The organism is Thalassospira sp. Z349TD_5, assembly GCF_056173045.1.
The window spans coordinates 782,427-807,604 of record NZ_CM149654.1; the positions used below are offsets into that span (position 1 = coordinate 782,427).

Sequence of the window (25,178 nt, forward strand, 5' to 3'; positions counted from 1 at the left end):
CGCTGGAAATGAAAAAGCTCATTTCTACTGCCCGGCCGCACATTTCTCTGGTTTAAATCAGGGAGTCTATACTAATGTATAGAACGTGTGGGGTGGGTGTATCCATCTCGCACTTTACGGAGAGTGGGTGAATGGCGGACGATCCTCGCGAAACTGAAAACGCACGTGACAATGGCAACGGTGACTTCAATCAAGAAGATGCACCGAATGATTTGTTGCGCGGTGATGATCAGGGGGACGAAAGCGAAGAGCTGGTCGAGCTGCATGATGATCAGGCCAATGCCCCCAGCGTCCCCGATCAGGAATTAGGATCTGTCCACTACGGCAATCAGGTCTTTAACCCACAGGGCGAGCAACAGCAAACCTTCCGTCGTCGCAATGCATCCAGTCAGCGTCAGGAACGCAGTCAGGCTGCTGAAGCCACCGAAAAGCAGACCATAGCTCAGGCCGAACAGGTCGAGTTTGATCGTAACGTCGATACAGGTGCAGACACAGCTGATTCCAGTGCCGGTGCGGCGGGGGCGGATGATGTGTCGCTTAAATCGGATCTCAGCACGGTTGACCTGCCCGAAAGCAATCTTTCGACCAATGACACAACCGATTTGCGCGGTGAACGCGACGTTCCCGGCCGTGAAGGCCGTGAGGGCCTTAACCCGGATGTCGTGCCAGCCGTAGAGCAGGCTGCTGAGGTTGAGGCGGAGGAACAAGCTCTTGCCGAGACCGAGGATACGCAAGACGATACCGTTGACGACATCGTCGAAGATGTTGTCGAAGCCGCCAAAGTTGCCGATGCGCCTGACCTTGAGGCCGGTGATATCAGTGGCTCGGAAGATAGCGCGATTTCGCTTAATGTTTCTGCGGCACTCAATGACCTTGATAGCGGCAATGAGACGCTCACAATTGTTATTTCCGGTGTTCCAGATGGCGCAACCCTGTCGGCAGGCACCGATAATGGCGATGGGACCTGGTCACTTTCGGCGGGCCAACTTGCGGGACTTACCATCACGCCAGCCGACGATTTCAGCGGCAGTTTCGACCTTGGCGTGACGGCAACCAGCCGCGAAAGCAACGGGACAACGGCATCAAGCAGCTCGACCATGACGGTTGATGTTGCCGGTGTTGCTGATGGCGCGACCCTTGATGTCTCAAATGCCAGTGGTTCTGAAGACAGCGCGATCGCGCTTAGCATTGATACCGAGCTTCTTGATGACAGTGAAAGTCTGTCTATCACGATTTCCGGTGTTCCGGACGGGGCGATCCTGTCGGCTGGTACCGACAATGGTGATGGCACATGGTCGCTCACGCCTGAACAACTCGAAGGTTTGACGATCACGCCTGCGGATGACTTCAGCGGCGAAATCCACCTGACCGTTCTGGTGTTGACCACCGACGGCGATGACACCGCCGTCGTGATGGAAGAACTTACCGTCGATGTTGGCGGCACGGCTGATGCGCCGACGTTGGATGTGTCTGACGCGAGTGGTTACGAAGATCGCTCAATTGCACTTGATATTGACGCAGGTCTTACCGACAGCTCCGAAACTCTGACGGTAACCATCTCCGGTGTTCCGGATGGCGCGACCCTGTCTGCTGGTACGGATAATGGTGACGGCACCTGGACGTTGAGTTCAGGTGACCTTGAAGGTCTGACGATTACGCCTGCGGATGACTTTAGCGGTTCGTTTGATCTTGGTGTGACGGCGCAATCTGCCGACGGCGAAGATGTTGCGGTTACGACCGACAGTCTGACAGTTGATGTCGCGGGCGTTGCGGATGCGCCGACGTTGGAAACGTCTGATGCGTCTGGCAGCGAAGACTCAGCTATTGCGCTTGATATCGGTGCTGGTCTTACCGACAGCTCTGAAACCTTGACGGTTACCATCTCTGGTGTACCGGACGGCGCAACCTTGTCAGCTGGTACGGATAACGGTGATGGTACTTGGACTTTGTCGGCAGGTGATCTGGACGGTCTGACGATTACGCCTGCGGATGACTTCTCTGGCAGCTTTGATCTGGGTGTCAGTGCACAGTCTGCAGATGGCGAAGACGTTGCCGTAACGACCGACAGTTTGACCGTCGATGTTGCCGGTGTTGCTGATGCACCGACGCTTGATGTGGCGGATGCGTCTGGCACCGAAGACAGTGCGATTGCACTCGATATTGATGCCGGTCTTACCGATAGTTCGGAAGTTCTGACGGTTACGATCAGTGGCGTGCCCGATGGTGCGACTTTGTCGGCTGGTACGGATAACGGTGATGGCACTTGGACGTTGTCGTCGGGCGACCTTGAAGGTCTGACGATTACACCTGCTGATGACTTTAGTGGGTCGTTTGACCTTGGTGTGAGCGCACAGTCTGCGGATGGTGAAGACGTTGCGACGACGAGTGGCTCGATCACAGTCGATGTTGCGGGCGTTGCGGATGCGCCGACCCTTGATGTTGTGGATGCATCTGGCAGTGAAGATTTGGCGATTGCGCTTGATATCGATGCGGGTCTTACCGACAGCTCCGAGACTTTGACAGTAACCATCTCCGGTGTTCCGGATGGTGCGACCCTGTCTGCCGGTACCGATAACGGTGATGGTACGTGGACTTTGTCGTCGGGTGATCTTGAAGGTTTGACGATTACGCCTGCGGATGACTTTAGCGGTTCGTTCGACCTTGGTGTGACGGCTCAGTCTGCCGACGGCGAAGATGTCGCAACGACGAGTGGATCAGTCACAGTTGATGTAGCGGGTATTGCCGATGCGCCGACGCTGGATGTCGCGGATGCCAGCGGTTCGGAAGACAGTGCGATTGCGCTTGATATCGATGCAGGACTTACCGACAGCTCCGAAACGCTGACAGTCACGATCTCCGGTGTGCCTGATGGTGCGACCCTGTCGGCTGGTACGGATAATGGTGATGGTACGTGGACTTTGTCGTCGGGCGACCTTGAAGGTCTGACGATTACACCTGCGGATGACTTTAGTGGTTCGTTTGATCTTGGTGTGGCGGCGCAATCTGCCGACGGCGAAGATGTTGCGGTTACGACCGACAGTCTGACAGTTGATGTCGCGGGCGTTGCGGATGCGCCGACGTTGGAAACGTCTGATGCGTCTGGCAGCGAAGACTCAGCTATTGCGCTTGATATCGGTGCTGGTCTTACCGACAGCTCTGAAACCTTGACGGTTACCATCTCTGGTGTACCGGACGGCGCAACCTTGTCAGCTGGTACGGATAACGGTGATGGTACTTGGACTTTGTCGGCAGGTGATCTGGACGGTCTGACGATTACGCCTGCGGATGACTTTAGCGGTTCGTTTGATCTTGGTGTGAGCGCACAGTCTGCCGATGGCGGAGACGTTGCGACGACCAGTGGTTCGATCACGGTTGATGTAGCTGGTGTTGCGGATGCGCCGACCCTTGATGTTGTGGATGCATCTGGCAGTGAAGATTTGGCGATTGCGCTTGATATCGATGCGGGTCTTACCGACAGCTCCGAGACTTTGACAGTAACCATCTCCGGTGTTCCGGATGGTGCGACCCTGTCTGCCGGTACCGATAACGGTGATGGTACGTGGACTTTGTCGTCGGGTGATCTTGAAGGTCTGACGATCACGCCAGCGGATGACTTCTCAGGTAGCTTCGATCTTGGCGTCAGTGCACAGTCTGCCGACGGTGAAGATGTCGCGACCACGTCCGGTTCGATCACGGTTGATGTCGTGGGTGTTTCTGACGCTCCGACGTTGGAAACGTCGGATGCCAGCGGTTCGGAAGACAGTGCGATTGCGCTTGATATTGATGCCGGTCTAAGCGATGCGTCGGAAGTTCTTTCCGTCACGATTTCTGGTGTTCCCGATGGTGCGAGCCTGTCGGCTGGTACGGATAACGGTGATGGTACGTGGACTTTGTCGTCGGGTGATCTTGAAGGTTTGACGATTACGCCTGCGGATGACTTTAGCGGTTCGTTCGACCTTGGTGTGACGGCGCAGTCTGCCGATGGTGAAGATATTGCGACCACTTCAGGTTCGATCACGGTTGACGTTGCGGGTGTTGCGGATGCACCGACGCTGGAAACGTCGGATGCCAGCGGTTCGGAAGACAGTGCGATTGCACTTGATATTGATGCGGGTCTGACAGATTCCAGTGAAGTTCTGTCTGTCACGATCTCTGGTGTTCCGGACGGTGCGACTTTGTCGGCTGGTACGGATAACGGCGATGGCACTTGGACGTTGTCGTCGGGCGATCTTGAAGGTCTGACGATTACGCCTGCGGATGACTTTAGCGGTTCGTTCGACCTTGGTGTGACGGCGCAGTCTGCCGATGGTGAAGATATTGCGACCACTTCAGGTTCGATCACGGTTGACGTTGCGGGTGTTGCGGATGCACCGACGCTGGAAACGTCGGATGCCAGCGGTTCGGAAGACAGTGCGATAGCACTCGATATCGACGCTGGTCTGACAGATTCCAGTGAAGTTCTGTCTGTCATGATCTCCGGTGTTCCGGATGGTGCGACCCTGTCGGCTGGTACGGATAACGGTGATGGCACCTGGACGCTGTCATCGAGTGATCTTGAAGGCCTGACGATTACGCCTGCCGATGACTTCTCTGGCAGCTTTGATCTGGGTGTCAGTGCACAGTCTGCAGATGGCGAAGACGTTGCCGTAACGACCGACAGTTTGACCGTCGATGTTGCCGGTGTTGCTGATGCACCGACGCTTGATGTGGCGGATGCGTCTGGCACCGAAGACAGTGCGATTGCACTCGATATTGATGCCGGTCTTACCGATAGTTCGGAAGTTCTGACGGTTACGATCAGTGGCGTGCCCGATGGTGCGACTTTGTCGGCTGGTACGGATAACGGTGATGGCACTTGGACGTTGTCGTCGGGCGACCTTGAAGGTCTGACGATTACACCTGCTGATGACTTTAGTGGGTCGTTTGACCTTGGTGTGAGCGCACAGTCTGCGGATGGTGAAGACGTTGCGACGACGAGTGGCTCGATCACAGTCGATGTTGCGGGCGTTGCGGATGCGCCGACCCTTGATGTTGTGGATGCATCTGGCAGTGAAGATTTGGCGATTGCGCTTGATATCGATGCGGGTCTTACCGACAGCTCCGAGACTTTGACAGTAACCATCTCCGGTGTTCCGGATGGTGCGACCCTGTCTGCCGGTACCGATAACGGTGATGGTACGTGGACTTTGTCGTCGGGTGATCTTGAAGGTTTGACGATTACGCCTGCGGATGACTTTAGCGGTTCGTTCGACCTTGGTGTGACGGCTCAGTCTGCCGACGGCGAAGATGTCGCAACGACGAGTGGATCAGTCACAGTTGATGTAGCGGGTATTGCCGATGCGCCGACGCTGGATGTCGCGGATGCCAGCGGTTCGGAAGACAGTGCGATTGCGCTTGATATCGATGCAGGACTTACCGACAGCTCCGAAACGCTGACAGTCACGATCTCCGGTGTGCCTGATGGTGCGACCCTGTCGGCGGGTACGGATAATGGTGATGGTACGTGGACTTTGTCGTCGGGCGACCTTGAAGGTCTGACGATTACACCTGCGGATGACTTTAGTGGTTCGTTTGATCTTGGTGTGACGGCGCAATCTGCCGACGGCGAAGATGTTGCGGTTACGACCGACAGTCTGACAGTTGATGTCGCGGGCGTTGCGGATGCGCCGACGTTGGAAACGTCTGATGCGTCTGGCAGCGAAGACTTAGCTATTGCGCTTGATATCGGTGCTGGTCTTACCGACAGCTCTGAAACCTTGACGGTTACCATCTCTGGTGTTCCGGACGGCGCAACCTTGTCAGCTGGTACGGATAACGGTGATGGTACTTGGACTTTGTCGGCAGGTGATCTGGACGGTCTGACGATTACGCCTGCGGATGACTTTAGCGGTTCGTTTGATCTTGGTGTGAGCGCACAGTCTGCCGATGGCGGAGACGTTGCGACGACCAGTGGTTCGATCACGGTTGATGTAGCTGGTGTTGCGGATGCGCCGACCCTTGATGTTGTGGATGCATCTGGCAGTGAAGATTTGGCGATTGCGCTTGATATCGATGCGGGTCTTACCGACAGCTCCGAGACTTTGACAGTAACCATCTCCGGTGTTCCGGATGGTGCGACCCTGTCTGCCGGTACCGATAACGGTGATGGTACGTGGACTTTGTCGTCGGGTGATCTTGAAGGTTTGACGATTACGCCTGCGGATGACTTTAGCGGTTCGTTCGACCTTGGTGTGACGGCTCAGTCTGCCGACGGCGAAGATGTCGCAACGACGAGTGGATCAGTCACAGTTGATGTAGCGGGTATTGCCGATGCGCCGACGCTGGATGTCGCGGATGCCAGCGGTTCGGAAGACAGTGCGATTGCGCTTGATATCGATGCAGGACTTACCGACAGCTCCGAAACGCTGACAGTCACGATCTCCGGTGTGCCTGATGGTGCGACCCTGTCGGCGGGTACGGATAATGGTGATGGTACGTGGACTTTGTCGTCGGGCGACCTTGAAGGTCTGACGATTACACCTGCGGATGACTTTAGTGGTTCGTTTGATCTTGGTGTGGCGGCGCAATCTGCCGACGGCGAAGATGTTGCGGTTACGACCGACAGTCTGACAGTTGATGTCGCGGGCGTTGCGGATGCGCCGACGTTGGAAACGTCTGATGCGTCTGGCAGCGAAGACTCAGCTATTGCGCTTGATATCGGTGCTGGTCTTACCGACAGCTCTGAAACCTTGACGGTTACCATCTCTGGTGTACCGGACGGCGCAACCTTGTCAGCTGGTACGGATAACGGTGATGGTACTTGGACTTTGTCGGCAGGTGATCTGGACGGTCTGACGATTACGCCTGCGGATGACTTTAGCGGTTCGTTTGATCTTGGTGTGAGCGCACAGTCTGCCGATGGCGGAGACGTTGCGACGACCAGTGGTTCGATCACGGTTGATGTAGCTGGTGTTGCGGATGCGCCGACCCTTGATGTTGTGGATGCATCTGGCAGTGAAGATTTGGCGATTGCGCTTGATATCGATGCGGGTCTTACCGACAGCTCCGAGACTTTGACAGTAACCATCTCCGGTGTTCCGGATGGTGCGACCCTGTCTGCCGGTACCGATAACGGTGATGGTACGTGGACTTTGTCGTCGGGTGATCTTGAAGGTCTGACGATCACGCCAGCGGATGACTTCTCAGGTAGCTTCGATCTTGGCGTCAGTGCACAGTCTGCCGACGGTGAAGATGTCGCGACCACGTCCGGTTCGATCACGGTTGATGTCGTGGGTGTTTCTGACGCTCCGACGTTGGAAACGTCGGATGCCAGCGGTTCGGAAGACAGTGCGATAGCACTCGATATCGACGCTGGTCTGACAGATTCCAGTGAAGTTCTGTCTGTCATGATCTCCGGTGTTCCGGATGGTGCGACCCTGTCGGCTGGTACGGATAACGGTGATGGCACCTGGACGCTGTCATCGAGTGATCTTGAAGGCCTGACGATTACGCCTGCCGATGACTTCTCTGGCAGCTTTGATCTGGGTGTCAGTGCACAGTCTGCAGATGGCGAAGACGTTGCCGTAACGACCGACAGTTTGACCGTCGATGTTGCCGGTGTTGCTGATGCACCGACGCTTGATGTGGCGGATGCGTCTGGCACCGAAGACAGTGCGATTGCACTCGATATTGATGCCGGTCTTACCGATAGTTCGGAAGTTCTGACGGTTACGATCAGTGGCGTGCCCGATGGTGCGACTTTGTCGGCTGGTACGGATAACGGTGATGGCACTTGGACGTTGTCGTCGGGCGACCTTGAAGGTCTGACGATTACACCTGCTGATGACTTTAGTGGGTCGTTTGACCTTGGTGTGAGCGCACAGTCTGCGGATGGTGAAGACGTTGCGACGACGAGTGGCTCGATCACAGTCGATGTTGCGGGCGTTGCGGATGCGCCGACCCTTGATGTTGTGGATGCATCTGGCAGTGAAGATTTGGCGATTGCGCTTGATATCGATGCGGGTCTTACCGACAGCTCCGAGACTTTGACAGTAACCATCTCCGGTGTTCCGGATGGTGCGACCCTGTCTGCCGGTACCGATAACGGTGATGGTACGTGGACTTTGTCGTCGGGTGATCTTGAAGGTTTGACGATTACGCCTGCGGATGACTTTAGCGGTTCGTTCGACCTTGGTGTGACGGCTCAGTCTGCCGACGGCGAAGATGTCGCAACGACGAGTGGATCAGTCACAGTTGATGTAGCGGGTATTGCCGATGCGCCGACGCTGGATGTCGCGGATGCCAGCGGTTCGGAAGACAGTGCGATTGCGCTTGATATCGATGCAGGACTTACCGACAGCTCCGAAACGCTGACAGTCACGATCTCCGGTGTGCCTGATGGTGCGACCCTGTCGGCGGGTACGGATAATGGTGATGGTACGTGGACTTTGTCGTCGGGCGACCTTGAAGGTCTGACGATTACACCTGCGGATGACTTTAGTGGTTCGTTTGATCTTGGTGTGACGGCGCAATCTGCCGACGGCGAAGATGTTGCGGTTACGACCGACAGTCTGACAGTTGATGTCGCGGGCGTTGCGGATGCGCCGACGTTGGAAACGTCTGATGCGTCTGGCAGCGAAGACTCAGCTATTGCGCTTGATATCGGTGCTGGTCTTACCGACAGCTCTGAAACCTTGACGGTTACCATCTCTGGTGTACCGGACGGCGCAACCTTGTCAGCTGGTACGGATAACGGTGATGGTACTTGGACTTTGTCGGCAGGTGATCTGGACGGTCTGACGATTACGCCTGCGGATGACTTTAGCGGTTCGTTTGATCTTGGTGTGAGCGCACAGTCTGCCGATGGCGGAGACGTTGCGACGACCAGTGGTTCGATCACGGTTGATGTAGCTGGTGTTGCGGATGCGCCGACCCTTGATGTTGTGGATGCATCTGGCAGTGAAGATTTGGCGATTGCGCTTGATATCGATGCGGGTCTTACCGACAGCTCCGAGACTTTGACAGTAACCATCTCCGGTGTTCCGGATGGTGCGACCCTGTCTGCCGGTACCGATAACGGTGATGGTACGTGGACTTTGTCGTCGGGTGATCTTGAAGGTCTGACGATCACGCCAGCGGATGACTTCTCAGGTAGCTTCGATCTTGGCGTCAGTGCACAGTCTGCCGACGGTGAAGATGTCGCGACCACGTCCGGTTCGATCACGGTTGATGTCGTGGGTGTTTCTGACGCTCCGACGTTGGAAACGTCGGATGCCAGCGGTTCGGAAGACAGTGCGATAGCACTCGATATCGACGCTGGTCTGACAGATTCCAGTGAAGTTCTGTCTGTCATGATCTCCGGTGTTCCGGATGGTGCGACCCTGTCGGCTGGTACGGATAACGGTGATGGCACCTGGACGCTGTCATCGAGTGATCTTGAAGGCCTGACGATTACGCCTGCCGATGACTTCTCTGGCAGCTTTGATCTGGGTGTCAGTGCACAGTCTGCAGATGGCGAAGACGTTGCCGTAACGACCGACAGTTTGACCGTCGATGTTGCCGGTGTTGCTGATGCACCGACGCTTGATGTGGCGGATGCGTCTGGCACCGAAGACAGTGCGATTGCACTCGATATTGATGCCGGTCTTACCGATAGTTCGGAAGTTCTGACGGTTACGATCAGTGGCGTGCCCGATGGTGCGACTTTGTCGGCTGGTACGGATAACGGTGATGGCACTTGGACGTTGTCGTCGGGCGACCTTGAAGGTCTGACGATTACACCTGCTGATGACTTTAGTGGGTCGTTTGACCTTGGTGTGAGCGCACAGTCTGCGGATGGTGAAGACGTTGCGACGACGAGTGGCTCGATCACAGTCGATGTTGCGGGCGTTGCGGATGCGCCGACCCTTGATGTTGTGGATGCATCTGGCAGTGAAGATTTGGCGATTGCGCTTGATATCGATGCGGGTCTTACCGACAGCTCCGAGACTTTGACAGTAACCATCTCCGGTGTTCCGGATGGTGCGACCCTGTCTGCCGGTACCGATAACGGTGATGGTACGTGGACTTTGTCGTCGGGTGATCTTGAAGGTTTGACGATTACGCCTGCGGATGACTTTAGCGGTTCGTTCGACCTTGGTGTGACGGCTCAGTCTGCCGACGGCGAAGATGTCGCAACGACGAGTGGATCAGTCACAGTTGATGTAGCGGGTATTGCCGATGCGCCGACGCTGGATGTCGCGGATGCCAGCGGTTCGGAAGACAGTGCGATTGCGCTTGATATCGATGCAGGACTTACCGACAGCTCCGAAACGCTGACAGTCACGATCTCCGGTGTGCCTGATGGTGCGACCCTGTCGGCGGGTACGGATAATGGTGATGGTACGTGGACTTTGTCGTCGGGCGACCTTGAAGGTCTGACGATTACACCTGCGGATGACTTTAGTGGTTCGTTTGATCTTGGTGTGACGGCGCAATCTGCCGACGGCGAAGATGTTGCGGTTACGACCGACAGTCTGACAGTTGATGTCGCGGGCGTTGCGGATGCGCCGACGTTGGAAACGTCTGATGCGTCTGGCAGCGAAGACTCAGCTATTGCGCTTGATATCGGTGCTGGTCTTACCGACAGCTCTGAAACCTTGACGGTTACCATCTCTGGTGTTCCGGACGGCGCAACCTTGTCAGCTGGTACGGATAACGGTGATGGTACTTGGACTTTGTCGGCAGGTGATCTGGACGGTCTGACGATTACGCCTGCGGATGACTTTAGCGGTTCGTTTGATCTTGGTGTGAGCGCACAGTCTGCCGATGGCGGAGACGTTGCGACGACCAGTGGTTCGATCACGGTTGATGTAGCTGGTGTTGCGGATGCGCCGACCCTTGATGTTGTGGATGCATCTGGCAGTGAAGATTCGGCGATTGCGCTTGATATCGATGCGGGTCTTACCGACAGCTCCGAGACTTTGACAGTAACCATCTCCGGTGTTCCGGATGGTGCGACCCTGTCTGCCGGTACCGATAACGGTGATGGTACGTGGACTTTGTCGTCGGGTGATCTTGAAGGTCTGACGATCACGCCAGCGGATGACTTCTCAGGTAGCTTCGATCTTGGCGTCAGTGCACAGTCTGCCGACGGTGAAGATGTCGCGACCACGTCCGGTTCGATCACGGTTGATGTCGTGGGTGTTTCTGACGCTCCGACGTTGGAAACGTCGGATGCCAGCGGTTCGGAAGACAGTGCGATAGCACTCGATATCGACGCTGGTCTGACAGATTCCAGTGAAGTTCTGTCTGTCATGATCTCCGGTGTTCCGGATGGTGCGACCCTGTCGGCTGGTACGGATAACGGTGATGGCACCTGGACGCTGTCATCGAGTGATCTTGAAGGCCTGACGATTACGCCTGCCGATGACTTCTCTGGCAGCTTTGATCTGGGTGTCAGTGCACAGTCTGCAGATGGCGAAGACGTTGCCGTAACGACCGACAGTTTGACCGTCGATGTTGCCGGTGTTGCTGATGCACCGACGCTTGATGTGGCGGATGCGTCTGGCACCGAAGACAGTGCGATTGCACTCGATATTGATGCCGGTCTTACCGATAGTTCGGAAGTTCTGACGGTTACGATCAGTGGCGTGCCCGATGGTGCGACTTTGTCGGCTGGTACGGATAACGGTGATGGCACTTGGACGTTGTCGTCGGGCGACCTTGAAGGTCTGACGATTACACCTGCTGATGACTTTAGTGGGTCGTTTGACCTTGGTGTGAGCGCACAGTCTGCGGATGGTGAAGACGTTGCGACGACGAGTGGCTCGATCACAGTCGATGTTGCGGGCGTTGCGGATGCGCCGACCCTTGATGTTGTGGATGCATCTGGCAGTGAAGATTCGGCGATTGCGCTTGATATCGATGCGGGTCTTACCGACAGCTCCGAGACTTTGACAGTAACCATCTCCGGTGTTCCGGATGGTGCGACCCTGTCTGCCGGTACCGATAACGGTGATGGTACGTGGACTTTGTCGTCGGGTGATCTTGAAGGTTTGACGATTACGCCTGCGGATGACTTTAGCGGTTCGTTCGACCTTGGTGTGACGGCTCAGTCTGCCGACGGCGAAGATGTCGCAACGACGAGTGGATCAGTCACAGTTGATGTAGCGGGTATTGCCGATGCGCCGACGCTGGATGTCGCGGATGCCAGCGGTTCGGAAGACAGTGCGATTGCGCTTGATATCGATGCAGGACTTACCGACAGCTCCGAAACGCTGACAGTCACGATCTCCGGTGTGCCTGATGGTGCGACCCTGTCGGCGGGTACGGATAATGGTGATGGTACGTGGACTTTGTCGTCGGGCGACCTTGAAGGTCTGACGATTACACCTGCGGATGACTTTAGTGGTTCGTTTGATCTTGGTGTGACGGCGCAATCTGCCGACGGCGAAGATGTTGCGGTTACGACCGACAGTCTGACAGTTGATGTCGCGGGCGTTGCGGATGCGCCGACGTTGGAAACGTCTGATGCGTCTGGCAGCGAAGACTCAGCTATTGCGCTTGATATCGGTGCTGGTCTTACCGACAGCTCTGAAACCTTGACGGTTACCATCTCTGGTGTTCCGGACGGCGCAACCTTGTCAGCTGGTACGGATAACGGTGATGGTACTTGGACTTTGTCGGCAGGTGATCTGGACGGTCTGACGATTACGCCTGCGGATGACTTTAGCGGTTCGTTTGATCTTGGTGTGAGCGCACAGTCTGCCGATGGCGGAGACGTTGCGACGACCAGTGGTTCGATCACGGTTGATGTAGCTGGTGTTGCGGATGCGCCGACCCTTGATGTTGTGGATGCATCTGGCAGTGAAGATTCGGCGATTGCGCTTGATATCGATGCGGGTCTTACCGACAGCTCCGAGACTTTGACAGTAACCATCTCCGGTGTTCCGGATGGTGCGACCCTGTCTGCCGGTACCGATAACGGTGATGGTACGTGGACTTTGTCGTCGGGTGATCTTGAAGGTCTGACGATCACGCCAGCGGATGACTTCTCAGGTAGCTTCGATCTTGGCGTCAGTGCACAGTCTGCCGACGGTGAAGATGTCGCGACCACGTCCGGTTCGATCACGGTTGATGTCGTGGGTGTTTCTGACGCTCCGACGTTGGAAACGTCGGATGCCAGCGGTTCGGAAGACAGTGCGATAGCACTCGATATCGACGCTGGTCTGACAGATTCCAGTGAAGTTCTGTCTGTCATGATCTCCGGTGTTCCGGATGGTGCGACCCTGTCGGCTGGTACGGATAACGGTGATGGCACCTGGACGCTGTCATCGAGTGATCTTGAAGGCCTGACGATTACGCCTGCCGATGACTTCTCTGGCAGCTTTGATCTGGGTGTCAGTGCACAGTCTGCAGATGGCGAAGACGTTGCCGTAACGACCGACAGTTTGACCGTCGATGTTGCCGGTGTTGCTGATGCACCGACGCTTGATGTGGCGGATGCGTCTGGCACCGAAGACAGTGCGATTGCACTCGATATTGATGCCGGTCTTACCGATAGTTCGGAAGTTCTGACGGTTACGATCAGTGGCGTGCCCGATGGTGCGACTTTGTCGGCTGGTACGGATAACGGTGATGGCACTTGGACGTTGTCGTCGGGCGACCTTGAAGGTCTGACGATTACACCTGCTGATGACTTTAGTGGGTCGTTTGACCTTGGTGTGAGCGCACAGTCTGCGGATGGTGAAGACGTTGCGACGACGAGTGGCTCGATCACAGTCGATGTTGCGGGCGTTGCGGATGCGCCGACCCTTGATGTTGTGGATGCATCTGGCAGTGAAGATTCGGCGATTGCGCTTGATATCGATGCGGGTCTTACCGACAGCTCCGAGACTTTGACAGTAACCATCTCCGGTGTTCCGGATGGTGCGACCCTGTCTGCCGGTACCGATAACGGTGATGGTACGTGGACTTTGTCGTCGGGTGATCTTGAAGGTTTGACGATTACGCCTGCGGATGACTTTAGCGGTTCGTTCGACCTTGGTGTGACGGCTCAGTCTGCCGACGGCGAAGATGTCGCAACGACGAGTGGATCAGTCACAGTTGATGTAGCGGGTATTGCCGATGCGCCGACGCTGGATGTCGCGGATGCCAGCGGTTCGGAAGACAGTGCGATTGCGCTTGATATCGATGCAGGACTTACCGACAGCTCCGAAACGCTGACAGTCACGATCTCCGGTGTGCCTGATGGTGCGACCCTGTCGGCGGGTACGGATAATGGTGATGGTACGTGGACTTTGTCGTCGGGCGACCTTGAAGGTCTGACGATTACACCTGCGGATGACTTTAGTGGTTCGTTTGATCTTGGTGTGACGGCGCAATCTGCCGACGGCGAAGATGTTGCGGTTACGACCGACAGTCTGACAGTTGATGTCGCGGGCGTTGCGGATGCGCCGACGTTGGAAACGTCTGATGCGTCTGGCAGCGAAGACTCAGCTATTGCGCTTGATATCGGTGCTGGTCTTACCGACAGCTCTGAAACCTTGACGGTTACCATCTCTGGTGTACCGGACGGCGCAACCTTGTCAGCTGGTACGGATAACGGTGATGGTACTTGGACTTTGTCGGCAGGTGATCTGGACGGTCTGACGATTACGCCTGCGGATGACTTTAGCGGTTCGTTTGATCTTGGTGTGAGCGCACAGTCTGCCGATGGCGGAGACGTTGCGACGACCAGTGGTTCGATCACGGTTGATGTAGCTGGTGTTGCGGATGCGCCGACCCTTGATGTTGTGGATGCATCTGGCAGTGAAGATTCGGCGATTGCGCTTGATATCGATGCGGGTCTTACCGACAGCTCCGAGACTTTGACAGTAACCATCTCCGGTGTTCCGGATGGTGCGACCCTGTCTGCCGGTACCGATAACGGTGATGGTACGTGGACTTTGTCGTCGGGTGATCTTGAAGGTCTGACGATCACGCCAGCGGATGACTTCTCAGGTAGCTTCGATCTTGGCGTCAGTGCACAGTCTGCCGACGGTGAAGATGTCGCGACCACGTCCGGTTCGATCACGGTTGATGTCGTGGGTGTTTCTGACGCTCCGACGTTGGAAACGTCGGATGCCAGCGGTTCGGAAGACAGTGCGATTGCGCTTGATATTGATGCCGGTCTAAGCGATGCGTCGGAAGTTCTTTCCGTCACGATTTCTGGTGTTCCCGATGGTGCGAGCCTGTCGGCTGGTACGGATAACGGTGATGGTACGTGGACTTTGTCGTCGGGTGATCTTGAAGGTTTGACGATTACGCCTGCGGATGACTTTAGCGGTTCGTTCGACCTTGGTGTGACGGCGCAGTCTGCCGATGGTGAAGATATTGCGACCACTTCAGGTTCGATCACGGTTGACGTTGCGGGTGTTGCGGATGCACCGACGCTGGAAACGTCGGATGCCAGCGGTTCGGAAGACAGTGCGATTGCACTTGATATTGATGCGGGTCTGACAGATTCCAGTGAAGTTCTGTCTGTCACGATCTCTGGTGTTCCGGACGGTGCGACTTTGTCGGCTGGTACGGATAACGGCGATGGCACTTGGACGTTGTCGTCGGGCGATCTTGAAGGTCTGACGATTACGCCTGCGGATGACTTTAGCGGTTCGTTCGACCTTGGTGTGACGGCGCAGTCTGCCGATGGTGAAGATATTGCGACCACTTCAGGTTCGATCACGGTTGACGTTGCGGGTGTTGCGGATGCACCGACGCTGGAAACGTCGGATGCCAGCGGTTCGGAAGACAGTGCGATAGCACTCGATATCGACGCTGGTCTGACAGATTCCAGTGAAGTTCTGTCTGTCATGATCTCCGGTGTTCCGGATGGTGCGACCCTGTCGGCTGGTACGGATAACGGTGATGGCACCTGGACGCTGTCATCGAGTGATCTTGAAGGCCTGACGATTACGCCTGCCGATGACTTCTCTGGCAGCTTTGATCTGGGTGTCAGTGCACAGTCTGCAGATGGCGAAGACGTTGCCGTAACGACCGACAGTTTGACCGTCGATGTTGCCGGTGTTGCTGATGCACCGACGCTTGATGTGGCGGATGCGTCTGGCACCGAAGACAGTGCGATTGCACTCGATATTGATGCCGGTCTTACCGATAGTTCGGAAGTTCTGACGGTTACGATCAGTGGCGTGCCCGATGGTGCGACTTTGTCGGCTGGTACGGATAACGGTGATGGCACTTGGACGTTGTCGTCGGGCGACCTTGAAGGTCTGACGATTACACCTGCTGATGACTTTAGTGGGTCGTTTGACCTTGGTGTGAGCGCACAGTCTGCGGATGGTGAAGACGTTGCGACGACGAGTGGCTCGATCACAGTCGATGTTGCGGGCGTTGCGGATGCGCCGACCCTTGATGTTGTGGATGCATCTGGCAGTGAAGATTCGGCGATTGCGCTTGATATCGATGCGGGTCTTACCGACAGCTCCGAGACTTTGACAGTAACCATCTCCGGTGTTCCGGATGGTGCGACCCTGTCTGCCGGTACCGATAACGGTGATGGTACGTGGACTTTGTCGTCGGGTGATCTTGAAGGTTTGACGATTACGCCTGCGGATGACTTTAGCGGTTCGTTCGACCTTGGTGTGACGGCTCAGTCTGCCGACGGCGAAGATGTCGCAACGACGAGTGGATCAGTCACAGTTGATGTAGCGGGTATTGCCGATGCGCCGACGCTGGATGTCGCGGATGCCAGCGGTTCGGAAGACAGTGCGATTGCGCTTGATATCGATGCAGGACTTACCGACAGCTCCGAAACGCTGACAGTCACGATCTCCGGTGTGCCTGATGGTGCGACCCTGTCGGCGGGTACGGATAATGGTGATGGTACGTGGACTTTGTCGTCGGGCGACCTTGAAGGTCTGACGATTACACCTGCGGATGACTTTAGTGGTTCGTTTGATCTTGGTGTGACGGCGCAATCTGCCGACGGCGAAGATGTTGCGGTTACGACCGACAGTCTGACAGTTGATGTCGCGGGCGTTGCGGATGCGCCGACGTTGGAAACGTCTGATGCGTCTGGCAGTGAAGATTCGGCAATTGCGCTTGATATCGATGCGGGTCTTACCGACAGCTCTGAAACCTTGACGGTTACCATCTCTGGTGTTCCGGACGGCGCAACCTTGTCAGCTGGTACGGATAACGGTGATGGTACTTGGACTTTGTCGGCAGGTGATCTGGACGGTCTGACGATTACGCCTGCGGATGACTTTAGCGGTTCGTTTGATCTTGGTGTGAGCGCACAGTCTGCCGATGGCGGAGACGTTGCGACGACCAGTGGTTCGATCACGGTTGATGTAGCTGGTGTTGCGGATGCGCCGACCCTTGATGTTGTGGATGCATCTGGCAGTGAAGATTCGGCGATTGCGCTTGATATCGATGCGGGTCTTACCGACAGCTCCGAGACTTTGACAGTAACCATCTCCGGTGTTCCGGATGGTGCGACCCTGTCTGCCGGTACCGATAACGGTGATGGTACGTGGACTTTGTCGTCGGGTGATCTTGAAGGTCTGACGATCACGCCAGCGGATGACTTCTCAGGTAGCTTCGATCTTGGCGTCAGTGCACAGTCTGCCGACGGTGAAGATGTCGCGACCACGTCCGGTTCGATCACGGTTGATGTCGTGGGTGTTTCTGACGCTCCGACGTTGGAAACGTCGGATGCCAGCGGTTCGGAAGACAGTGCGATAGCACTCGATATCGACGCTGGTCTGACAGATTCCAGTGAAGTTCTGTCTGTCATGATCTCCGGTGTTCCGGATGGTGCGACCCTGTCGGCTGGTACGGATAACGGTGATGGCACCTGGACGCTGTCATCGAGTGATCTTGAAGGCCTGACGATTACGCCTGCCGATGACTTCTCTGGCAGCTTTGATCTGGGTGTCAGTGCACAGTCTGCAGATGGCGAAGACGTTGCCGTAACGACCGACAGTTTGACCGTCGATGTTGCCGGTGTTGCTGATGCACCGACGCTTGATGTGGCGGATGCGTCTGGCACCGAAGACAGTGCGATTGCACTCGATATTGATGCCGGTCTTACCGATAGTTCGGAAGTTCTGACGGTTACGATCAGTGGCGTGCCCGATGGTGCGACTTTGTCGGCTGGTACGGATAACGGTGATGGCACTTGGACGTTGTCGTCGGGCGACCTTGAAGGTCTGACGATTACACCTGCTGATGACTTTAGTGGGTCGTTTGACCTTGGTGTGAGCGCACAGTCTGCGGATGGTGAAGACGTTGCGACGACGAGTGGCTCGATCACAGTCGATGTTGCGGGCGTTGCGGATGCGCCGACCCTTGATGTTGTGGATGCATCTGGCAATGAAGATTCGGCTATTGCACTTGATATCGACGCAGGCCTGACGGACTCCAGTGAAGTTCTGTCTGTCACGATCTCTGGGGTGCCCGAGGGCGCAAGCCTCTCTGCTGGTACGGATAATGGGGATGGCACCTGGACGCTGAGCTCAGGTGATCTTGAAGGTTTGACGATTACACCTGCGGATGACTTTAGCGGTTCGTTCGACCTTGGTGTGACGGCACAGTCTGCCGATGGCGGAGACGTTGCGACGACCAGTGGTTCGATCACGGTTGATGTCGCCGGTATTGCGGATGCGCCGACGCTTGATGTTTTGGACGCGTCTGGTAGTGAAGATTCGGCGATTGCACTCAACATTGACGCAGGTCTTGCCGACATTTCAGAAACCTTAACGATTACGATCTCCGGTGTGCCGGACGGTGCTACGCTGTCTGCTGGTAACGATAACGGTGATGGTACGTGGACTTTGTCGTCGGATGATCTGGCGGGGCTCTCGGTTACACCGCCTTCTGATTATAGCGGTAGTTTCGATCTTCAAATTACGGCGAGCACACAAGACGGCGTTGATATCGCAAGTGTTTCTGACACGGTAATGGTGGATGTGATTGGTGATGCTGATCTGCCCACGCTTGAAGTTTCCGACGCCAGCGGTTCAGAAGACAGCGCAATTGCGCTTGATATCGATGCGGGTCTTACCGACAGCTCCGAGACTTTGACAGTAACCATCTCCGGTGTTCCGGATGGTGCGACCCTGTCTGCCGGTACCGATAACGGTGATGGTACGTGGACTTTGTCGTCGGGTGATCTTGAAGGTTTGACGATTACGCCTGCGGATGACTTTAGCGGTTCGTTCGACCTTGGTGTGACGGCACAGTCTGCCGACGGTGAAGATGTCGCGACCACATCCGGTTCGATCACAGTTGATGTCGCCGGTGTTGCCGACGCGCCAACACTTGAACTTGCAGATGCTATGGGTGCTGAAGATTCTGACATTGCGCTTGATATTGATGCAGGCCTGACAGATAGCTCGGAAACGCTGACAGTGACGATCTCTGGTGTCCCGGATGGTGCGACCCTGTCGGCTGGTACGGATAATGGGGATGGGACGTGGACGCTATCGTCGGGTGATCTTGAAGGACTGAAGATTACACCGGCAGATGACTTTAGCGGTTCGTTCGAGCTTGGTGTGACGGCGCAGTCTGCGGACGGCGAAGATGTTGCGACGACCAGTGGATCAATCACGGTTGATGTGACGGGTGTTGCAGATGCGCCGACGCTTGATGTTGCAGATGCATCTGGCAACGAAGAGAGTGCGATTGAACTTGTAATTGATGCGGGGCTGACGGATGCATCCGAAGTTCTGTCTGTCACCATCGCTGGTGTGCCAGACGGTGCAACTCTGTCCGCAGGTACCGATAACGGTGATGGTACTTGGACGCTGTCGTCGAGCGATCTTGAAGGTCTTACAATCACCCCTGCGGATGATTATTCGGGATCATTCGATCTGAGTGTGACAGTGACCTCGGCCGACGGCGAAGATACTGCGAGTGTCACCGATGTCATCACAGTTGATATTGCCGGTGTTGCCGATACGCCGACGCTTGATGTGATTAATGCATCTGGTGACGAAGATACCAACATCGCGCTTGATATCGACGCAGGTCTAAGCGACGCGTCCGAAATTCTTTCCGTTACGATTTCTGGTGTTCCAGATGGTGCGACCCTGTCGGCTGGTGCCGATAATGGTGATGGCACATGGACTTTGTCGGTAGGTGATCTGGACGGACTGACGATCAAGCCGGCGGATGACTATAGCGGATCGTTTGATCTGAGTGTCACGGTGACCTCGGCCGACGGCGAAGATACCGCGAGTGTCACCGATGCCATCACGGTGGATGTTGCCGGTGTGGCCGATACGCCGACACTTGATGCAAGTGACGCATCTGGTGATGAAGATACCAACATTGCACTTGATATCGACGCAGGGCTAAGTGACGCGTCCGAAGTTCTTTCTGTTACGATTTCTGGCGTTCCGGATGGGGCAACTCTGTCGGCTGGTAGCAATAACGGGGATGGCACCTGGACGCTGTCAGCGGGAGACTTGGACGGACTGACAATCAAACCGATGGACGATTACAGCGGATCGTTTGATCTGATCGTGACGGTGACCTCGACCTCGACCGATGGTGATGATACCGCAAGTGTTTCTGATACCGTCACAGTTGATGTTGAGGGTGTTGCCGACATGCCAACCCTTGAGGTGTCGGATGCCAGCGGTGACGAAGGTAACAGCGTTGCACTGGATATCGATGCCGCCGTGACCGACAGCAGCGAAACGCTGAGCATTACCATCAGTGGCGTGCCGTCGGGGGCAACTTTGTCTGCCGGGACCAACAACGGTGACGGTACCTGGACCCTGACGTCCGCGCAGTTGGTTGGCCTGACGATTGCCGCGGCCAGTGACTATTCCGGCACGTTTGAGCTCAATGTTTCTGTGCAGTCGCGCGATGGCGATGACACCGCAACGACCACCGCCATTCTTGACGTCACGATTGAAGAAATGGTTGCTGCGGATGAAGTTGTCTGGGGATCTGGTTCGAATGATAGCATCGAAACCGGATCGGGCAATGACACCATCGGTTCTGGTGGCGGTCATGACACGATTTCAACCAATGCCGGCAATGACACGATCTGGGCCGGGAATGGCAATGACGTAATCTATGCTGGCGACGGTGACGACAGTGTCACCGGCGACGGTGGTGACGATTACATTGATGCCGGTGCTGGCAATGATACCGTTCACGGTGGTGAAGGCGAAAATACGATCTATGGCGGATCGGGGAATAACTACATCACTGGCGGCAGCGATGACGACAGTATCTATGCCAGCGACGGTGACAACATCATCTATGCCAACGAGGGTAATAACCATATTGAAACCGGTGCAGGCAATGACAGCCTGTATGCCGGGAGTGGTGATGACACAATCCTTGGGGGCGATGGCGACAACTACGTCAGCGCAGGCGAGGGTGAAAATTACATCGTAACCGGATCGGGCAATGACCGCATTACGTCAGGAAGTGACGACGACACGATCATTGGTGGGGACGGCAACAACGAAATAACCGCTGGCGAAGGCAAAAACACCATCTGGGCGGGGGCTGGTAACGATACCATCAGCACCGGTTCGGAAAATGACAAAATTTATGCCGGAGATGGCAACAATACGATTTCCGCGGGTGGTGGGAATAACATCATCGAGACAGGCAGCGGTAACGACAGCATCACCGCAAGCGGCGGCAATGATACGGTCAATGCCGGGGATGGTAATGACAATATCGATGTTGGCGACGGTAGAAACAAAGTCTGGGGTGAGGGCGGTAACAACTCCATCCACGGTACTTGGGGGGATGACAGCTTCTTTGGCGGCGATGGGAACGATATTCTTGTTGCCGACGGCGGCGATAACTATTTCGACGGCGGAGCGGATAACGACACCCTGACCGGCGGATGGGGCAAGGACACCTTCTATGGCGGCTCAGGTGACGATACGCTGAGCAGTGGCGGGGGCAATGACAAGCTGTATGGCGATGAAGGTGACGACACTCTTCTGGGCGGCGCAGGCCGGGATACCCTTGATGGTGGTGATGGTAATGACACGCTGTTTGGCGGGGATGATGATGACACCCTGATCGGCGGCATAGGCGACGATACGCTTTATGGTGACGGTGGGTCGGATCTGTTCATCTTTAACATGGGCGAAGGCAATGATTCTGTAGATGGTGGGGCCAATGGCTGGACTACCGATACAATCGAATTGAACGGCATAGGTGGCGGCAAAATCAACTCGAGTGACTGGACCCTGATCCTTGATGAAGGTGAAATCACCGATTCGAAAAAGCACCATCTGGAACTTTCTACCAATTCGTCGGGAACTATCGTCTTTTCGGACGGTTCTGAGTTGACATTCTCCAACGTCGAACGTATCGAATGGTGACGAATTCGCATTTCGGGTGCCGTCGGGACAAAATCCCGACGGCATTGCCGGTTTTCTGGGGACCAACACCTTGTCACGAGTTGACAGCATGGGTGTGAAGTCCTATACAGCGGACCTCGAATTTTATCGGATTACCTTATTTAGAACGGAGTAAGTGCAGTGAAGCGCACCTACCAGCCTAGCAATCTCGTACGGAAACGCCGCCACGGCTTCCGTTCCCGCAGCGCGACCGTCGGTGGCCGCCGTGTGCTTACCGCACGCCGCGCCAAGGGCCGCAAGCGTCTGTCGGCCTAATGTTGTGACCATTTCGGTGGAACGCCTTAAAAAGCGTACGGAATTCCTCCGTGTTGCGGGCACCCGCCGAAAATGGGTTACACAGGGATTGATCCTGCAGGGCGCACCACGCCCGGGGATCAAACCGGATACAGAATACGCCGGTGAAGACCTGCTCGTACGAGTAGGCTTTACTGTCACCAAAAAGGTGGGAAAGGCCGTCGTCCGCAATCGCGTTCGGCGGCGTTTGCGTGCTGTGGCAGAGCAATTGATGACTGAACTCGCATTGCCCGGTTGGGATTATGTTGTGATCGGTCGGAACCAAACCATTGATCGGCCTTTTGAAAAGCTGGTTGATGATATGCGGTTTGCCCTGCGCCAAGTCCCTGATGCAAAGCCGTCTCCGGCAAATTCTCGTCGTCCCCGTAAGGGGGGCGGCGCAAAGAAGCCCGGCGGTTCGACAAAAGCAGGAGGTCCTGCGACATGAACTCTTCGAGTCCATCCCCCGGTCCCCTTGCACGTCTTCTTCAAATCGCAGTTCGCGGTTACCAGCTCTTTTTATCGCCTTATATCGGGTGGTCTTGCCGTTATCAGCCGACCTGTTCGGCTTTCATGATGGAAGCATTGGCCCGTCATGGGGCAATAAAAGGCGGCTGGATGGGATTTAAACGGATAATGCGTTGCCATCCATGGGGTGGTCATGGTTATGATCCGGTGCCCGAATGTGGCTGCGAACAAAACAAAGCGTCGTCGGATGGTGAAAACCGATCCCCGGCGCTTTCGTCATGTAAATAGAATAATCGGTCGGTTGATGCTGGCTGAGAAAAGCGGAAAGAAGCGATGAACGAACAACGTAACCTATGGGTCGCAATTGCATCGGCAGTTGTGATTCTCATCGGTTGGCAATTCTTCTTCGCGCCCGAGCCTGATACTCAGGTTCGTGAAGCGCAAGTTCGCGAACAGCTTGATGCAAGTGGTAGTAATCCGCCGCAGGCATCCACCGGTGGGCCAAGTGTCCCGGGGGGACAGCCTGCTGTCCCGACCGTTAATCGGGATGATGCACTGGCGAAGTCACCACGTATCGCAATTGATACGCCGCGCGTCGAAGGTTCGATACGTCTTGTCGGTGGTGTGATTGATGATATCCAGCTTCAGGATTATCACGAAACCGAAGAACCCGACAGCCCGCTGATCCATGTTTTGAACCCGACCGGCAGCAGTGATGCCTATTTCGCGGAGTTCGGCTGGGTCGGTACGGGCAAGGATGTTGTTCTGCCCAGCAGCGAAACCCGCTGGAGCGCAAGTGGTGACACCCTGACGGTCGATAACCCGATTACGCTAAGTTGGGATAACGGTGCCGGCCTGACCTTCAAACGCGAAATTTCCATCGATCAGAATTATCTGTTCACCGTTAATCAGTCAGTGGTCAATAACAGCGGTAGCGAAGTTACCCTGCATCCTTACGGTCTGATTTCGCGCAAGAACAAGCCGCAGACCGCAGGGTTCTATATCCTGCATGAAGGTCCGCTTGGCGTGATCGACGGTACTTTGACCGAGATCGATTATGATGATCTTGCCGATGACGGTGCGGTTGAAAAGAAAACCACCGGCGGCTGGCTTGGCATCACCGATAAATATTGGCTGGTTGCGCTGGCACCTTCCTCGGACGAGGAAATGACCACGCGTTTCAGCCACCATTTTGCTGAAAATACGGACAAGTATCAGACCGATTATCTTGGTGCAGCTCGCACGGTTGCCAATGGCAGCGAAGCAAAGGCGGAAACCCGTCTGTTTGCGGGTGCCAAGGAAGTGACCTTGCTTGATACTTATGCCGAGGACTACGGCATCACCAACTTCGATCTCGCGATTGATTTTGGCTGGTTCTACTTCCTGACCAAACCGTTCTTCCTTGTTCTACAGTGGATGTATCATCTTGTTGGTAACTTCGGTGTTGCCATTTTGCTGATCACGGTCGCCGTTAAGGCAGTCATGTTCCCGTTGGCGAATAAATCGTACAAATCCATGAGTGCGATGAAAAAGCTGCAGCCGCAGATCACTGAAATGCGCGAGCAGTTCAAGGATGACCGCCAACGTCAGCAACAGGAAATGATGGCGCTGTACAAGCGTGAGAAAATCAATCCTGCCTCGGGTTGCTTGCCAATCATTGTACAGATCCCGGTGTTCTTTGCACTGTACAAGGTACTGTTTGTGAGCATTGAGATGCGTCACGCGCCGTTCTTTGGCTGGATTCAGGATTTGTCTGCTCCGGATCCGACGTCTTTGTTCAACCTGTTTGGTCTGATCCCGTTTGATCCGCCGCAGATGTTGATGATTGGTGTCTGGCCGCTGATCATGGGGCTTACCATGTTCCTGCAGCAGAAACTCAACCCGGCGCCTGCCGATCCGACCCAAGCCAAGATCATGATGTTCTTGCCGCTGATCTTTACCTTCATGCTGGCAAGCTTCCCGGCTGGTCTTGTGATCTATTGGGCCTGGAACAACACGCTGTCGATCATTCAGCAGCGCTACATCATGTATAAGATGGGGATTTAATCCCCATCTACCCTTTCTGGGTTGATC

Annotated in this window: 5 protein-coding genes; all 5 read left to right on the forward strand. The window is 55.5% G+C overall.

Annotated features, from left to right (window positions below):
• Window positions 1-131 precede the first annotated feature (131 nt).
• The 5 genes from AC0VXT_RS03495 (at window position 132) to yidC (ending at window position 25,151) form a co-directional block, all read left to right on the forward strand.
• Window positions 132-22,325: a hypothetical protein gene (locus AC0VXT_RS03495; RefSeq protein ID WP_475547515.1), complete on the forward strand. Its 22,194-nt coding sequence runs from the start codon at window positions 132-134 to the stop codon at window positions 22,323-22,325.
• Window positions 22,326-22,484: 159 nt separating this feature from the next.
• Window positions 22,485-22,619 (forward strand): 50S ribosomal protein L34, encoded by a 135-nt coding sequence (gene rpmH / locus AC0VXT_RS03500; RefSeq protein WP_033369208.1) that lies wholly within the window; start codon window positions 22,485-22,487, stop codon window positions 22,617-22,619.
• Between the two features lie 4 nt (window positions 22,620-22,623).
• Window positions 22,624-23,085 (forward strand): ribonuclease P protein component, encoded by a 462-nt coding sequence (gene rnpA / locus AC0VXT_RS03505; RefSeq protein ID WP_475547516.1) that lies wholly within the window; start codon window positions 22,624-22,626, stop codon window positions 23,083-23,085.
• The gene (yidD, locus tag AC0VXT_RS03510; RefSeq protein ID WP_022734142.1) at window positions 23,082-23,393 is read left to right on the forward strand and encodes a membrane protein insertion efficiency factor YidD; all 312 of its coding nucleotides are present in this window, start codon (window positions 23,082-23,084) and stop codon (window positions 23,391-23,393) included. The genes rnpA and yidD overlap by 4 nt, the downstream gene beginning before the upstream one ends.
• A 45-nt stretch (window positions 23,394-23,438) precedes the next feature.
• Window positions 23,439-25,151 carry a membrane protein insertase YidC gene (gene yidC / locus AC0VXT_RS03515; protein ID WP_101301799.1) on the forward strand — a complete coding sequence of 571 codons (1,713 nt, stop codon included), beginning with the start codon at window positions 23,439-23,441 and terminating at the stop codon, window positions 25,149-25,151.
• Window positions 25,152-25,178: the final 27 nt, after the last annotated feature.

What these genes read in the sequence shown, in the direction of transcription:
- AC0VXT_RS03495 (WP_475547515.1), top strand. Translation starts at nt 132, where the DNA reads ATGGCGGACGATCCTCGCGAAACTGAAAACGCACGTGACAATGGCAAC.
- yidD (WP_022734142.1), top strand. Translation starts at nt 23,082, where the DNA reads ATGAACTCTTCGAGTCCATCCCCCGGTCCCCTTGCACGTCTTCTTCAA.
- yidC (WP_101301799.1), top strand. Translation starts at nt 23,439, where the DNA reads ATGAACGAACAACGTAACCTATGGGTCGCAATTGCATCGGCAGTTGTG.